Source organism: Cyclobacterium sp. SYSU L10401 (assembly GCF_010993705.1).
Lineage (GTDB): Bacteria > Bacteroidota > Bacteroidia > Cytophagales > Cyclobacteriaceae > Cyclobacterium.
In genome coordinates this window covers 41,787-58,417 of sequence record NZ_WOFO01000016.1, presented here as the reverse complement: position 1 = coordinate 58,417, position 16,631 = coordinate 41,787, and the positions used below count along the sequence as shown (strand labels likewise).

The following is a 16,631-nucleotide window of genomic DNA, read 5'->3' as shown; positions in this document are numbered from 1 at the left end:
GAATTAATGATCAAAAGTATTGATCCTATCTTTTCCCTTTTTATCAGCAATTGATTTGGGAACAGTAAAGAAAAAGGCACTTCCTTTTCCTTCAATAGATCTAAATCCAATGGTGCCTCCCAGGTTTTCAATTATCTTTTTACACATGGCCAGGCCGATTCCTGTTCCGCTATATTTTTCCTTTCCATGTAGTCTGGAAAATAAAATAAAAACCCTCCCTTGAAGGGTTTCAGGGATCCCTATCCCATTGTCTATAACCATGAACTTCCAAAATTCTTCCTCTTCTTCTGCTTTTATGTCCACCTGAGGTACCTGGTCCTCCCTTTGGTATTTCAAGGCATTGTTGATAAGATTATGAAATACCTGACGAATCGGGGCAACCGGGATGTTAATTTTCGGAAACTTCCCCAGACGGATACGGGCATTTTTCTGCTTAATCAACTCTTTTTGAAGCTGAATCACATTCGCCACCAATTCGTCAACAGCTACTTCCTTTACCTTTTCTTCTATTCTACCTGCCCTGGAATAGGCCAGAAGGTCCATGATGATGTTTTTCATGCGGCTTGCCCCATCTACTGCAAAATGGATGTATTGTCTTCCTTTAGGATCAAGTAAAGGCTCATATTTTTTTTCCAATAAACCTAAAAATCCCGTGATCATTCGCAAGGGTTCCTGTAAATCATGAGAAGCGATATAGGCAAACTGCTCCAGCTCCTGATTGGAACGTTCTAGTTCAAGTGCCTTTTTTTGCAGGGCGGAATTTAAGCGCTTCAGATTTTCTTCCTTCTTTTTCCTATCAGTCACATCTCTGGACATGCCCACAAGACCCACTACTTTTCCCTCACTATCCCTTAAAGGCACCTTATTGGTTAGCAGCCAAACCAGTTTACCTTTACGGTCATAATAATATTCCTCCACATTCAACACCGGCTTTCCTTCCCTGACAATCTTACGATCGTAGGCATCCATCCCTGCAGCGATTTCCTCAGGGAAATAATCATATACCGTTTTACCCAAAGTCTCCTTTTCTGATGCCTGGCCCAGGAGATTTTCGTATTGAAACCTGTTATTGATAATATGCTTGCCCTCGGTATCTTTAACATAAATCTGGATGGGTAAATTATCAATGATAGCGCGCAACAAGGACCGCTCCTTCACCAATGCTTCGTCTCCAAGTTTTTTTTCTGTAATATCATAGCCCACCCAGATGTACTGGTAAGCCAAACCATCATTATCTTTAAAGGGGATCATTACGGTATCTACCCAGAAGACACCCCCCTCTTTCCTTTTACCTTTCAATTCTCCCCTCCAGATATCTCCGGAATAAACCGCATCCCAGCAGCCTGTTACCAGGGTTCCCTGGTTTTCGTTATAAAGCACTTCAAGAGAATTTCCGCGCAGGCTGGATTTGTCGAAACCTGAAATATCCTGAAATTTCTGATTGACATACTCTACATTTTTGTCCTTATCCAGGATCATCACCAAACAGGACTCATCCAGGGCAAACCGGTAATCTGATAAATCTTTAAGGCTTGCGAGCAGCTGTTCTTCTGCCTCTACCCTATCCGTAATATCATTGATCAAAACCATGGAACAACTTCTTCCGCCAATCTCAACCCGGTGGCCTGTGATTTCCACCTGCATCAATTCCCCTGCTTTGTTTAAATGCCTCCAAACTTTTTGGTGTATTTCACCATAAACATCCTCCCTGCTGGTATGCTTTTCAATCAACGGTATATCTTCCCCGGGTCTGATATCCCTGATGTTCAGTTTCAAAAACTCATCCCTACTGTATCCATATTTCAACAAAGCCTGCCGGTTAACATCAATAATATTGAGGGTTCCAAACTCCCAGATAAACATGGGCATGGGATTGTCCTGAAACAGTATATTATAAAGATCCGCTCTGTCTGAAAAAAGCACCTGGTGGTCCTCCAATTCAGCTGACTCAATGGATTCTATGGAACCACAATAACTTAAAGCATTCCCTTGCTGTACGACCTTTCCCCTTAATCTTATTCGGGTACCCGATAGCATTTCCAGCACTTTAATAAAACCCTGACTCGCCTCCAGAAAGTTGTTTAGCGTTTGAGTTAGTATTTTATCAGAATTGGGTCTGAATTTGCCCTTGAGTGCAACAAGTGATAAGGGTTCATTGGGGGGTATCTGAAGGATTTCACTGCCTCGGGTACAACAACTAATGGTCTGCCCGATAGGATCCATTTTCCAGGCCCCAATGCCATTAAGTGCTAAAATATTGTGCCAATCGGTGCCTCCTTCTCTTTGATAAGCCATGGTTTAAGAAAAAATAAATAACGCCCCTGTCCTGACTCTCATTGGCCAAAAGCTCTGCCTGCATTTTCTGACCTAAACCGATCTATGTTACCATTATCCTGAAGGGTAACATAAGCCATTTTTCCGTCCGTCCCTCCAAAGGCAATATTGGAGGGTTTTTTTCCAGATACTGCAAATTCTCTCAATAACTCCCCATCCGGAGACAATTTGACAATGGTCCCCTTTCCATGCCTTGTGATGAACAAGTTACCTTTTACATCCGTACGCATGCCATCCATTCCAAAGTCATCAAAAGTATGGATCAAACGTTTATTGGAAATATTACCCTCTTCATCCAGGTCATAAGCCCAGACGCTCAGCTGCACTGATTCATTGACATAAAGGGTCTTGTTGTCAGGACTGACCTCTATGCCATTTGTGGTGCCCATATCAGTTTCCAAAAGCACAAACTGACCATCCAGACCTACCCGCCAGATTTGCCCGGTACTTTCTCCCCAGTTAGGATCACTGGCAAATAAGATATCATTATCCATGATAGCCAGGTCGTTTGGCTGATTTAATCCATCATGGTGCGCATAAACGGATACCTCCCGGGATTGCATGTCCACTTTCAATACATTATGACCGGTATAATCTGCTATCAGCATCTCTCCCTGGCTGTTGAAGCGAATGCCATTTCCCGTACTACCTTCTGGCAGTGTAACAAACAGGCTGGCCTCCCCGTCGGGAGTAACCTTACCTATGGTACCCGCCTCTCCAAAGTTTACCACATAAACATTTCCTTCCTTGTCTACCGCAGGTCCTTCTATCCCGGAAGTAAATTCACCATTGCTGGTAAATGGCTCACTCTTATAAAATTCTTCCTGTTCTATCATATTTACAGCATTATTATTTTCGTTTTTTCCGGCACAGGCTACCAGTGTACAAATAAAAAGCAGCATAAACCAGGGTTTTTCTTTTGTTAGTAACATGTAGAATGATATTTATAAAACAAAATTTTAAATTTCCTATGATACCAAAAATAGCAGTAATGAGCCTTCTGGCATAAAGTGAATTTACATAAAAATAAACGATAAATACATGTCATAAGAAGCAAAAATTTCGCTGAACCAGGGGCTGCCTTCAACCTTTTAATTTCAACCAATAGATTGTCCGTCTGAACCTATCTCCGGGGCATTGTCCCTGAAGTATTTGGAGAAAAAAATTTATTGCCATATATTCAATGGTTTTAATGCTTACCATAAATCGATACCCACAATCATGGAAAAGATGAAAAGAAGAAGTACCATCAAAAAATTATTTGCCTCACTTGCCGGAATTGCAGGAGTAGGAACTGTAGCCCACGCCAATGCGGATGCTGCCCCTGAAAAAGAAGCATTTAACATACAGGAAGAGCAGGATGTGCCCCTATTTTCGGGAGCCACCAAATTGGGAAACACCGTATATATAGCGGGTAAGGGAGCTCATTTTGAGGGAGATATCAAAGCCCATACGGACCATGTGCTCAAGGAACTGGAAAAAGAATTGGTCAAAGCGGGAAGTTCCATGGAAAAAGTCCTTAAAGTAAATGTTTACCTGCATGACTTAAATGATTACAAGGGCATGAATGAGGTTTTCAGGGGAAGGTTTGGGAGTAAGCCACCCGTTCGCACCACAGTAGCCACCTACGGCGGTGTACCTGGAGATTCTCTGGTCGAAATGGACTGCATCGCTTATATATAGTAGCTATACATTAAATTTAAATCCGGTCTAATAAAACCCAAATTACCTTGAAAAACGAAAAACTTTTCAAATCCATCATAGGAGCAGGACTTTTGTGCCTGCTCCTTGCTTTCATTATGATCATCTCGGGAATGATTGCGGATACAGGTCCGGTCCTTATCCTGTTTTTTGTTTTTCTTGGTATTGGTTTCCGTGGTTTTCAAAAACTGAAAGGTTTTACCTATACTACCATGATTTTTGCCGGGGTGACAGCAGCCATGTATTATCCGGAATATTTTGTTGAATACAAAGGATATGCATACAGCAACCTGATCACTCCCCTGATTCAAATCATTATGTTTGGTATGGGAACATCCATGTCTATAAAAGATTTTGCCGGAGTAGCCAAAATGCCCAGAGGGGTCTTTATTGGATTGCTTTCTCAGTTTACCATCATGCCTGTCCTGGGTTTTATCCTTGCCAGCCTGAGCCAATTCCCTGCTGAAATAGCCGCCGGACTGGTATTGATCGGCTGTTCGCCCAGTGGACTGGCTTCAAACGTGATGAGTTATTTGGCCAAAGCCAATCTGGCCCTTTCTATTACCATTACTGCGATTTCCACCTTGCTGGCCCCATTTATGACCCCCCTTTTAATGAAACTCCTCGCAGGAGAGTTTGTAGAAATTGACGTCTTGGACATGATGTGGAGCATCATCAAAATGGTGATTCTACCTATAGGCGCAGGCTTATTGTTTAACAGGTTTTTGAGCGGAAAAGCCAAATGGCTGGATGATGCCATGCCATTGGTATCCATGATTGGCATCGGAGTGATCATCGTTATCATAACGGCCGCCGGAAGGGACAGTCTGTTGGATATTGGCGGTTTGTTGATCATTTTGGTGTTCATCCATAATGTCATGGGCTATAACCTGGGTTTCTGGGTCAGCAAATGGCTGGGACTTTCCGAAAAAGATGCCCGTACCGTAGCCCTGGAAGTGGGCATGCAAAATGGCGGACTGGCTTCCGGTCTGGCCAAGGAGATGGGCAAAATTGCCACTGTAGGTCTTGCTCCTGCTGTTTTTGGACCTTTGATGAACATTACCGGGTCTGTACTGGCCTCCTACTGGCACCGAAAACCTCCAAAAGAATAAATCCAAATTTGTTATAACCGACCTAACTACTTACCTTTTCCAAAGTTTTAAACTTTGGAAAAGATTAAGATTTTGTAATAGGTTAATGTTTTAAAAAAGCTTAAAAAAATTGCACCCCTATTATTCCTTTCCGGGAGTGAAGACCCTGACTCTGCCATTGTTTTGAGCAAATATATAATATCTTTTACCCTGAACCTTCAGCTCTTTTATATCCCTGACCTCCCCGGGGACATGCAAGCCTGTTGCTGCCTGAGGTAGTATTTTCCAGTTTTCAGATTCATCCTGAATAAATGCAAAGCCCGGATTGGCATCCAACCTGCCGGTACTTACCCTGGTCTTGCTCAAGTTCCCACCGGTAAGCCAAACTGGATTTTTCTGAGGCTGAATATGGGTTTCCTCCACGGCATAAAGCGGGGAAAACTGGATGGCTGCAGGTAACTGCTTTTCTGTAAATTTACCCTTCCCATCATTTTCCAAAAACAAAGATTCCAGACGGAAGGCGGTTAATGTGTCGGCACCGCCTGTTCCCAATGCCTCCAGTATATCATTCACCCCAGCCCTGGCAAAGGAACGGTAATCCGGAAATTTTCCCTTCATCATGGGCAGCTGTCCAATCATTTCATCCCTGCTAAATGCAAAAGCATTGGTGTCTGCCTTATAGTAGGTCACTATGGGGTCGGTACGACCATTATTATCAAAATCCTTAAAAATAACCTGCATGGGCTGTTCCGGGCTGGACTGATAGACTGTATTCTTACCGTAATTACCCGCAAATATATCCACATCCCCGTCCCCATCCATATCGGCCAGGTGAAGGCTCAGCCACCAACCTTTGGTTTGTTCGGTAAGTTCTTCATGGATGGCCTTAAAGCTCTCCCCATCTTGTTTGTAAACCTGAATGCCCATCCATTCACCGGCCAAAACCAGTTCGCTCTGACCATCTCCATCGGTATCTGCAAAACAAGCAGCACTTACAAGGCCTGGTGATAGCAGTTCCTTGCTGTACCGGGCGGTCACATCGCTGAAATGGCCATTTCCATCATTTAGCAACAAGTAACTTCTTGGAGGTTCCGGATATTTTCCTGGCAAATACCTGCCTCCTACAAATAAATCAGGCTGACCATCCCCGTTGATATCAGCTACCGATACGGCGATTCCACTGACAGGCATTTCCGGAAGTGCATTATCCGCTCGCTTAAGGTTCCCCCTACCGTCGTTCAGGTACAAGCGATCCTGATAGGCTGGGTGACCCTCAGAAAAATCCACCCCTCCACTGACCACATACAGGTCAGGGTATCCATCTCCATTGGCGTCTAGCCAGACCGCATCTGTATCAGTAGCCAGACTATCCGCTTCGAGGGCAGCCTGCCTGGATACAGAAAATCTACCGGATGGATCCTGCAAAAATAGTTTACCTGCCTGATCCTTGCCTCCCCCTATAAACAGGTCCTCCAACCCATCACCATTGACATCTGCAATGGCCAACTTTGGTCCAAAAGATCCCATGGTATGAGGCATCAACCTGTCCTGGGTAAAGTCCAGGAAACTACTTTCCTGATGAACAAAATCCAAACCAAGGGCATCTTCCACTTCCAAAAGCCATTTTTCCTCCACCCTGCCGGTCTCTGGTTGTACCTGTGCTTCGTCTTGATCCAGAATAACCGTCTGGTTCACGTCCAGATGATGGATCACCTGGTACCCGCTCCCGGGCCACCAGACCTCCAGGCTGTCCACCCCATCCTTACTGCCCAAACCGAAAACCAATTCATGATCCACAGAAGATTGATAGCCACGGACGGGTATCAATTCCTGGTGAAAACTTTGTCCGTCGGCATGAAGGACGACTTTAGCTCCTATGCCAGAGGTATTCCCCACATTTCCTTTCAGCTTTATTTTCAGGTAATCGTGATCAAAAAGCCTTTCACTATTGTTCCGGTAAATACTTACAGGCTCATTGGTATGGCAAACAATCAGGTCCAGGTCTCCATCCCCATCCAGATCGGCATAAGCAGACGCATTGGAAACTGTTTCCTTACCCAGTCCCCATTCCAGGGCTTTGTTTTTAAACGTTAGGTCGCCCTGGTTATGGTACAGGTAATTCCTCACATAAATAGGAGGCATTTTATCGATCAAATCAGTCAGGGCTTCTTCCTTCCCGGATTGGTTGGATTTGATTCTTTCGCTGACCATATAATTCAAAAAATCCATGTCCAGGTAATTTCTGGCATATCCGTTACTGATGAAAATGTCTTTCCATCCATCATTATCAAAATCCGCCGCCAATACGGCCCAACTCCAATCCGAATGGGCAATGCCGCTATAATGCCCCAGTTCAATAAAATTGCCCTCTCCCTGATTGAGCTGTAACATGTTACGCATGGATTGCGCATGAAAACCCTTGTTCAATAGCTCCCGGTACTTGTCATAATTTTCCGGGCCAAGAATGGATTTCTGGTTAAAATTGAATTCCGGCATCATATCCATGGTGAGCAAATCAGGCAGCAGGTCATTGTTCAGGTCGGCGGCATCGGCACCCATGGAAAAAAGGGAAACATGTCCCATGTGCTCTCTTACTTCTTCTTCAAATGTCCCATCCTGTTGGTTGTAATACAGGTAATCCTCTTCATTGTAATCGTTGCTCACATAGATGTCCAGCCATCCGTCGTCATTAAAATCACTTACAGCAACGGCCAGACCAAAGCCAAGGACATTGTCTATGATGCCACTTTCCCGGGTGACATCTGTAAAAGTGCCTCCATCATTCCGGTACAATTTATCTCCTAAATAAGCTCCGGTCCTCTTTTTAAAAGAACCATCAATTCTACTGAATCCGGCATACTCCTGCGTGGAATGGTTCAGTAAAAACATGTCCAGGTCACCATCATTGTCATAGTCAAAAAAAGAAGCCTGGGTGGAATAACCCGGATCATCGAGACCAAATTCCGCAGCCTCCTCTCTGAAAGTCAGGTCTCCCTGGTTGATAAAAAGCAGATTTTTCCGGTTATTGGGATCATTGGCAGCAGACCGGCAAATATAAATATCTAAAAAGCCATCACCATTGACATCAGCCATGGTAGTTCCGGTGTTCCACAAGCCAGCAGCTGCAACGCCGGCTGATTCCGTAATGTCTTCAAACTCAAAATCACCCTTATTCAGGTACAATTTGCTGGCCATCATATTGCCGGTAAAATAAATATCCGGCAAGCCGTCATTATTGATGTCTCCAACAGCCAGTCCGCCTCCCTGATAAAAATAGCCATAAGTCAACACGTTGAATTCATCCGATTCCTTCACCAGATTTTTGAAATCAATGCCTGTATCACTGGAAGCCAATTCCGTAAACAAGGCATTGGGATTTTCTTTTGTACATGAAATCGCAATCAAAGTAATACAAAGAAAACATAAGGAGCGGAAAGGGTACATCATCTCTTGCCAATTTGCTGTAAAACTAAAAAAAGTGCCGCTATGAACGGCACTTTTTATTAAAGAAGTAAAATGAAATATTATTATGGCTTGGCATCCCACCATAACTTGGTGCCGTTGGTATTGCCTCCCCTGCTTGTCAATTCCGGCAACTGTTCAGCCGCCTCAACTGCTTCCGCATTGTTATCATATTCACCCTGTACAAAGATCAACCTTGGCATCACTTCATCAGCCGGCGCATCTTCATTGTCAGAATTTAGTCTGGGATAAGGGGTAGGATAATTGGTCCTTCTCAGTTCTGCCCAGGCTTCCCATCCGTCTGGATAGATGGCTATCCACTTTTGGGTACAAATTTGTTCCAGCTGGGCTTCCTTGTCGCCATTAGTCAAAAAGGCTACAGGTACATTGGAATTGGGGTCAAGGTTCCACTCAGGATTGTTTGGAAAGGTGACCGCTTTAGGAGTATTACCACTACTTATGTAATCTTGTATGGCTGCAGGATCTGCTCCGATTCTAGGCTCAGACATGGACAATTCTATGCCTTTTTCATAAAATTCCTGTGCCGAACCTCCCATGGCCCAGCCTTCCAACGCACCCTCAGCCAATAAAAACTGAACTTCAGCTGCACTCAAAACCCTCCAGGGCTCTCCGGCAGAACTTCCTCCTCTACCTTCATTAAGAAAAATGGCACCCATATCAGAATGTGCACTGTTCCAGCCTGTTTCTCCCAAGTCTTCACGGGACAGTCCGTTTCTCAACCCCTTATAGGGAGGTCCTTCACCGTCTTCCTGGTAATCAACTGTTTCGCTGAAATATACACCGGTACGCGGATCATCATACCCTACCATCACACTTTCCATCAAAGCACTCATTCTGAATTCTCCCCAATTGGTAATGATCCAATAAGGATTTCGGGAGTTAATGGTAGTGGTGATAAAAGCACTGTCGTCATTGGATTCCATCACCCCATCAGCTACGGCCTTTTCAGCCTCTGATTGGGAAAGGGCAGGATCTATATATTTTACCCGCATGGCCAGTCGCAATCTCAGGGAATTGGCATAAGTCAGCCATTTGTCCGCTGAGCCACCGAAGATCTGGTCATGCCCCACAAAGGCACTTCCACCGGTATTTTGCTTCAGTACCGCCACTGCCTCGTCCAAAACCTGAAATAAATCCCTGTAAACCTCTTCCTGGGAATCGTAGGGAACAACGGTCTCACCGTTTCCGAATGAAGAATAGATGATCGGTCCCCAGTAATCAGAAATCCGATGATAGGCGTTCACTTTCCAAACCTTGATAAAAGCATTTTCCAGGGGAAGTTCGTTTTCTTCGGTAAACTCTTCCACAAACTGAATGACCGGTGCCGCTTGTCCATAGAAGTAATTCCAGGCACCATTGGACCATCCACCCACCTGAACATGTCGGTCTGAGTCAAAATTTACCTGCGTGGTAGCAAAGTATTGGGCATACAAATCGGCAAACAAACTTTGGGCTGTCTGGAAACCGGCTGTACTTCCACCCGGGGCCAGGTACATGGCCCTGCCCTGGGCATTGGCAAATGCCTGACCTAACAAACCAATATCCAAATTGGATGCTACAATGGCATTCGGCTGGGTATTCAACTCTTCAAAGTTTTCCGTACAGGCTCCCAATGAAAGGGCTGCAAGGGATAAACCCATCGCTATTTTAGATATTTTCATCATTTTAATATTTTTAAAATCCTAAATTAAGATTGAAACCAAAGGATCTTGCCGTTGGAGGGCCGAATGAATCAAATCCCTGGGCAGATGCTGCGGTTCCAACCGTCACATCAGGGTCAATGTTTCCTGCTTCGTTCAGGAAGAAAAACAAGTTTCTCGCAACGAAATTGATGCTTACACTATTTAAGGGCAAGCCTTCTAATTTTGCTGCCGGAATGGTATATCCGATCACAGCTTCCCGCATCCGAACATTGGTAGCAGAATAGGAGAACACTTCACCAATAGGGGCATTTCTACCGCCCATATTTACCCAAAATAATTCAGCGGTGGTTTCTATGTCATTGGGAACATAAGTACCATCTTCTGTTTCCCTTACGGCAGTTTCATGTTCCATGAAGTTTTCTCCGAAAACCAAACCCCCATCTCTTCCCTGCAGGGTTTCTTCCGTCATACCATCAGCATAGATGATCGCATTGGTCAAGGAAGCAATACTTCCTCCCTGTCGGAAATCAATAGTAAAGTTGGCCCTGAAATTTTTATAGCTGAATGAGTTCTGTATTCCTCCCATCCAGATCGGGTTGTAATTGGCTACACGAACAGTAAATCCTGGAGTAGTTCTGGGTACACCGTTTTCGCCTACAATTACCCTTCCCTGATCATCTCTCAGGTATCCCCTGGAATAAACTTCTCCAAACATTTCACCTTCCTCTACCCTGAATTGTCTCAGGAAATCGGAACCTACCACGATACTGGGTCGTTCGTCATTGATCTCATTGACCATGGAAATGTTTCGGGCAAAGTTTGCCGTAATATCCCAATTGAAATCATCTCTCCTAATCGGAGTAATGTTAAAAACCACCTCAATACCTTCGTTTTGCACATCTCCACCGTTGGTAAAGAAGCTGGAAGCCCCGGACCCTACCGGTAATGCCACGGTAAACAATTGATTAAAGGAATTGGTCTTGTAATAGGTGAAGTCCAACCCGAGGCGATTATCCAGGAATCGGAAGTCACCACCCAATTCTATAGACTGCGTAGTTTCCGGCAGTAGATTTTCGTTGGGGAGGGTGGTACTCAAAGAAAGGTATCCGCCCAATCCGCCGGCAGCAAAAGCTGCGGTTCTTTGCAGCTGATAAGGACTGGTGTCGTTACCCACCTCAGCAAAAGACCCCCTCACTTTGGCGAAGGTAAACCATTCCGGAAATTGTACCAGATCAGATACAACAGCATTCAATCCTACAGAAGGGTAAAAGAATGACCAGTTGTCTCTGGGCAAAGTGGAAGACCAGTCATTCCTGGCAGTAATGTCCAGGAAGATCGCGTTTTTCCAGGCCAGTTGAGCAAAGGAATAAAGTGAATTTACATCCCTTGGAGAGCCTACTCCATGAGTTGAGACTACCTGTTGCGTATTTTGCAGGGCAAAAAAGTTGGGAACGATCATGTTCTGACCGGTATTGGAATTCAAATTTGAATTCCTATTGATCCGGCTGTTGCCCCCTGCATTGATATTGAAATACCAATCCTGACTCAGGGTTTTCTCATACGTGATCAGAAAATCCGTATTGATTTCCATATTTTCAGACTGACCAACAGAAAACCTTCCGTTTTGCGCAATGATATAACTGTCGTTATACAGTTTCTCTTCGCTGTTGCCAAAGGATCTGTCCATGGCTGCCCTACCCAAAATGGTCAATCCTTCGGCCAGCTGGTAGCTCAAAGAAGAGAAAGCTACAATCCTGTCTGAGGTATTCTTCCTCAGGTTTCTATTGATGGTCCAGTAAGGGTTGGCGCCTCCGTTAGATCCCGGATTGAAATAGTTTTGTCTGAGCAGTCCATTCTGATTTACAAATTCAAAATCCGAAATATCTTCGGTTGCAATGTTCCTTGGTAAGCGCATGATGTGCCGGTTGGGGTTGGAAAAGTTTTCTCCCTGTGCCAACTGGTTGTTTATGTCCTGACGGATGTAGTTGATTTTGGAGTCCAAAGTCAATTTATCAGTCAGCTTATTGGTCAGCCTTAAATTTATACTGTGCCTGCCCAATTCATTTCCTGGAACCACCCCTGCCGCATCTGTATACGTATAGGAGAAATAGGTTTGATTTCTCTCATTTCCTCCGGTGATAGCCAATGTAGTGGCCAGGTTATGTCCTGTCTGATAAAAATCATTGATGTTATCCGGCTGGGGAGAAAAGGAATAGGTGTCCCGAGGCCTGTTAGGATCCGGAGACCAATGAGCTACAGAAGACCCATCCATTCTGGGACCCCAGGAAAATTCCGATCCCGGAGCATAGTTACCGTTGCTTCCCTGACCGTATATGTTTTGAAAGTTGGCCAAAATCAAGGGCTGATCAAACATATAGGAAGTGTTCAGGCTTACCTGAAACCCGCCGTCGCGTCCGCGCTTGGTATTCACCACAATCGCCCCGTTGTTGGCCCGGCTACCGTAAAGCGCCGCAGCGTTCGGTCCTTTAAGCACGTTTATGCTTTCGATATCATCCGGATTGAGGTTTTCAATTCCATTGGCAGGCACACCATCCACAATATAAAGGGGCTGGCTGTCACCGCTAATGGAACGGTTACCTCTCAATACCACCCTGGTGGATCCGCCTACACCGCTTCCTGAACGGTTGATGGAGAGACCGGCTACTTTACCGGAAAGAGAGTTCATCACATTCAATTCCCGGGCTTCTGACAATTCACGGGTGCTTACATCCTGAACAGTATAAGTAAGGGCTTTCTTTTCCCTTTCCAGACCGAAAGCGGTTACCACCACCTCGGAAAGGGCCGACTCTTCAGCAGCCAGTGAAACATCGATCTCACTGTTATTGCCGACAGCGCGTTCCTGCTGCCCGTATCCCAAATAGGAGAAAACCAAAACACTTTGGTCTCCGGGCACATTGATACTGTATTGACCATCAATATCGGTGATGGTACCTGTATTGGTTCCTTTTACCAATATGCTGACACCCGGTAAAGGGGCATCAGCCTCTGCATCGATCACGGTTCCCGTGACGGTACGCTCCTGGGCCATGGCTTGAAATGCAAACAAGGCCAGGAATAAAACAAGTAATCTTTTTTTCATAAGTAAGTGAACAATTGTAATGGATTGGATGATGGAATAACTCCAATGTTTAACTATAACCTAAACTGTCCTCAATCAGACAGTACCTTTCGGATACTTCCGAAGCAATATTTAATTTTCATAAAACAACTCCTATTATATTATTTCCCATATAGTGATTTATTCTTCAAATGGGCCTGATAGACGGTTAGGCTGGGGCGATTAACAGCTAATATTAGGAATAATTTATATTACAAGCAAACCCCTAAGGCCTGAAATAATTTTTTGAAAATTCCTCTTGATAGAAATGTAAAAAATACACCAATAGTATAGGTTAAAAATAAATAATTTTTTATTGTTATTGTAATTTTCATCGAATTAAATCGAGCTTTTTATCGTAAAACTATATATTTATTTTGCAGGTAAATTAGATTTATTAATTCGTAAAAAATTTTATTCTAGAATTAATCATATATTTTTATTATTTATGTGAAACTTTATTGTTATAAATTAAGCTTTACACCAATTAATATTTAAAGTTTCGAGCATATCATGATTCAAAAGCTATCCTCCTCCCCAAGTGTTAGGATATTTCACCTCTTGGCATTTTCATTTATTTTATCCTGCAGTTCATACCCTTCCCATCCGGATGCAGACCCAGATAATGGCGGTCTGATGCTACCGGAGGGCTTTGGTGCGCTGGTGGTAGCAGACAGTATCGGAAAAGGGCGGCACCTGGCAGTCAATGGCAATGGTGACATCTATGTAAAATTGAGGTATGCGGAAGGTATGGGCAGCAATGTAGCGCTTAGGGATACCACTGGGGATGGCAAGGCAGATCTCATCAGGTATTTTGGAGATTATGAAGATGAAGGAAGCCTGGCTAATGGCATGCGAATCCATGATGGGTACCTCTACTACAGCTCGGCAAGGGTAGTCTACAGGAACAAGCTATTACCTGGCCAGCTTGTACCTGACAGCCCCATGGAGGTCGTACTTACGGATGACCATGAACATGGCATTCATTGGCACATCACCAAGCCTGTTTCCTTTGATCAGGAAGGGAATTTATATGTCCCATTTGGAAGCCCCTCCAACGCCTGCCAGGATTTGGAAAACAAACCCGGTGGCATTCCCGGATCCCAGGGCCTGGATCCCTGTCCCGAACTGATCGAACATGGAGGAGTCTGGAAATTCCCCAAGGATAAAATGGGAATGACCCAGAAAGATGGTGAATTATTTGCCACGGGCATACGCAGCGTGGTGGCCATGGACTTTAATCCGGTAGACAATCACATTTATGTGGTGATGCATGGCAGAGACAACCTGCACTTGCTTTACCCTGAAACCTTTTCTCCCTGGGAAAGTGCTGTATTGCCTGCGGAAGAGTTTATCAAAGTAAGCCAGGAAGCAGACTATGGCTGGCCCTATTGCTACTATGACCAGATCAAAAAGAAAAAGGTCCTTGCCCCCGAGTACGGAGGGGATGGTGAGATGGTAGGCAGGTGTGCTGGTATGGACGATCCGGTCATGGGTTTCCCCGGCCACTGGGCTCCCAATGACTTATTGTTTTATACGGGAGATCAATTTCCCGACAGGTATAAAAATGGTGCTTTTATCGCCTTTCATGGCTCTACTAACCGCTCTCCATACCAGCAGTCAGGTTATTTTGTCGCCTTTGTACCCTTTCAAAACGGGCAACCCTCAGGAGATTGGGAAGTTTTTGCCAATGGGTTTGCGGGAAAAGAACTTATTGTCAATACCAATGACGCTGAATTCAGGCCAATGGGTCTGGCACAAGGGCCTGATGGTTCATTGTATGTCTCTGATTCAAGGGTAGGCAAAATCTGGCGTATTTTTTTTACAGGAGAAAAGGGCTCATTTGGAAAGGCTGAACTGGAAGAAATGGAAGCACAAAAATTAGTAGCCAATATCCGCAACCCTCATCCTGAAGCGGACAACCTGGATAAAGGTCAACTTCCTGAAGGTAAAAGGGTATACAATACCTATTGCTCGCCATGTCACCAAAGAGATGGCAATGGGGCAACAGGCAGGATACCTGGTCTAAGACAAACAGACTGGGTTACAGGAAGCAAAAAACGGCTGATCCAATTGGTACTGGAAGGCCTGGAGGGAGAAATAGAAGTCAATGGAGAATTGTATGACAATGTAATGCCGGCCCATCAATTTTTAAGCGATGATCAGGTTTCAGAAGTATTGACCTTCATAAGGCAGAATTTCGACAATAACGCTTCAGTTGTTTCAAAAGAAGAGGTAGCAAATATCAGGGCTGAAATTTCAAAATAGATGGTTTGATTTTTGGCCCTTGATAGGAAAGAACATGGTCAAAACGAAAAACGCCACGGACACTATAAAATTACTGGAATCACAATTTATATCAGAAATTGGGTCAGCAGAATCTGGTAATTGACTATTTAATATCGACAACCATAGCATCAACTTCACAATCCGTAAGGGAGAGACCATAGGGAAGCAACGAATTATTAAGACTGGTTTCATTGGTAACGTCCAGCTCGAATTGGTAAACATCCATATTAAGTCCCTTATAAAGGATTCTTTTTAAGTGATCCAACTTGTTTATTTCATCCACTAGACCATTCAGTGTTTTTCCCGAAACTTTTAATTTTTTCTCAGACAAATCCGAGCTTTCTAAAACACCTTGGTTAATTTGGTAGCTGTTAGGCTGCAAATCATCTTTATTTATTACTTTTAAACATTTTGTGTCTAACAGGCCCATTTCGGAAAAAATATTGATCTGGGTTTCGTCCTGGATTCGTGCTGTCAATTCGTCGAAAAATTGGTGATATCCTTCGCTTTCAGCATAATTAATTGTAAGCTTAAAAATTCTACCCTCCCATTTCGGACCCATGTTAATCTGGAATCCTTTAAAAATTTTAGAAAAAACGAAATCAAGTTCACCAGTTGCCTGTATAAACTCCTTTCCTTCTGCCCAAGCCCTGGTACTGGAAATAGATAAAGCGTCATTTTTTAATTCCTCTAATTTAAAGGAAAATATTTCACCATCGTAGGACACATCAACCTGATCATTACCAGGGTTTGAACATCCGAATAACACCAGGATACTACAACAAATAAATATATTTCTCATAACCTGCAATATAGCCATATTGGCTAATTGTTTAAGTACATTTTGGTTGAATTGGAAGTTAAATCGTACAACCATACTCCTCTCAATCAGATATAGCCTGTCAGACCCCAGGAAATGGCGATTACCCTGCACCCGCCTTTGGATTCCGTCTTTTGGTACCAACGTTACTA

Annotated in this window: 9 protein-coding genes; 3 read left to right on the top strand and 6 right to left on the bottom strand. The window is 44.0% G+C overall.

All coding sequences use genetic code 11. The features are described 5' to 3' along the window. Window positions 1-3: 3 nt before the first annotated feature. On the bottom strand, window positions 4-2,295 hold the full coding sequence (locus GL182_RS23340; RefSeq protein ID WP_163382337.1) for a PAS domain-containing sensor histidine kinase: 2,292 nt from the start codon (window positions 2,293-2,295) through the stop codon (window positions 4-6). A 38-nt stretch (window positions 2,296-2,333) separates the two neighbouring features. Further along, a complete protein-coding gene (locus GL182_RS23335) occupies window positions 2,334-3,266 on the bottom strand; it encodes an SMP-30/gluconolactonase/LRE family protein (protein WP_240469944.1) in 933 nt (310 codons plus the stop codon). Window positions 3,267-3,555: 289 nt separating this feature from the next. On the opposite strand from GL182_RS23335, the gene GL182_RS23330 reads away from it, so the two are divergent. Continuing rightward, the gene (locus GL182_RS23330) at window positions 3,556-4,017 is read left to right on the top strand and encodes a RidA family protein (RefSeq protein ID WP_163382335.1); all 462 of its coding nucleotides are present in this window, start codon (window positions 3,556-3,558) and stop codon (window positions 4,015-4,017) included. A 47-nt stretch (window positions 4,018-4,064) separates the two neighbouring features. Beyond that, a complete protein-coding gene (locus GL182_RS23325; protein ID WP_240469943.1) occupies window positions 4,065-5,147 on the top strand; it encodes a bile acid:sodium symporter family protein in 1,083 nt (360 codons plus the stop codon). Window positions 5,148-5,267: 120 nt separating this feature from the next. Here GL182_RS23325 and GL182_RS23320 read toward each other — a convergent pair whose 3' ends face one another. The 3 genes from GL182_RS23320 to GL182_RS23310 all read right to left on the bottom strand — a co-directional run bounded on the left by GL182_RS23320 (window position 5,268) and on the right by GL182_RS23310 (window position 13,352). Then, window positions 5,268-8,573: a VCBS repeat-containing protein gene (locus GL182_RS23320; protein WP_163382332.1), complete on the bottom strand. Its 3,306-nt coding sequence runs from the start codon at window positions 8,571-8,573 to the stop codon at window positions 5,268-5,270. A gap of 80 nt (window positions 8,574-8,653) precedes the next feature. Next, window positions 8,654-10,273 carry a SusD/RagB family nutrient-binding outer membrane lipoprotein gene (locus GL182_RS23315; protein WP_163382330.1) on the bottom strand — a complete coding sequence of 540 codons (1,620 nt, stop codon included), beginning with the start codon at window positions 10,271-10,273 and terminating at the stop codon, window positions 8,654-8,656. 10 nt (window positions 10,274-10,283) lie between these two features. Next, window positions 10,284-13,352 carry a SusC/RagA family TonB-linked outer membrane protein gene (locus tag GL182_RS23310; RefSeq protein ID WP_163382328.1) on the bottom strand — a complete coding sequence of 1,023 codons (3,069 nt, stop codon included), beginning with the start codon at window positions 13,350-13,352 and terminating at the stop codon, window positions 10,284-10,286. 531 nt (window positions 13,353-13,883) lie between these two features. On the opposite strand from GL182_RS23310, the gene GL182_RS23305 reads away from it, so the two are divergent. Further along, window positions 13,884-15,638, top strand: a complete 1,755-nt coding sequence (locus GL182_RS23305; protein ID WP_163382326.1) for a PQQ-dependent sugar dehydrogenase — start codon at window positions 13,884-13,886, stop codon at window positions 15,636-15,638. 124 nt (window positions 15,639-15,762) lie between these two features. Here the strand turns inward: GL182_RS23305 and GL182_RS23300 are convergent, their stop codons facing one another. Further along, entirely contained in the window at window positions 15,763-16,479 is a 717-nt protein-coding gene (locus GL182_RS23300) for a hypothetical protein (RefSeq protein ID WP_163382324.1), read from the bottom strand. Between the last annotated feature and the right edge of the window lie 152 nt (window positions 16,480-16,631).

Excerpts from the sequence above, each read along its gene's own strand:
- GL182_RS23340 (WP_163382337.1), bottom strand. The coding sequence starts at position 2,295 with ATGGCTTATCAAAGAGAAGGAGGCACCGATTGGCACAATATTTTAGCA.
- GL182_RS23335 (WP_240469944.1), bottom strand. The coding sequence starts at position 3,266 with ATGTTACTAACAAAAGAAAAACCCTGGTTTATGCTGCTTTTTATTTGT.
- GL182_RS23330 (WP_163382335.1), top strand. The coding sequence starts at position 3,556 with ATGGAAAAGATGAAAAGAAGAAGTACCATCAAAAAATTATTTGCCTCA.
- GL182_RS23320 (WP_163382332.1), bottom strand. The coding sequence starts at position 8,573 with ATGATGTACCCTTTCCGCTCCTTATGTTTTCTTTGTATTACTTTGATT.
- GL182_RS23315 (WP_163382330.1), bottom strand. The coding sequence starts at position 10,273 with ATGATGAAAATATCTAAAATAGCGATGGGTTTATCCCTTGCAGCCCTT.
- GL182_RS23310 (WP_163382328.1), bottom strand. The coding sequence starts at position 13,352 with ATGAAAAAAAGATTACTTGTTTTATTCCTGGCCTTGTTTGCATTTCAA.
- GL182_RS23305 (WP_163382326.1), top strand. The coding sequence starts at position 13,884 with ATGATTCAAAAGCTATCCTCCTCCCCAAGTGTTAGGATATTTCACCTC.
- GL182_RS23300 (WP_163382324.1), bottom strand. The coding sequence starts at position 16,479 with ATGGCTATATTGCAGGTTATGAGAAATATATTTATTTGTTGTAGTATC.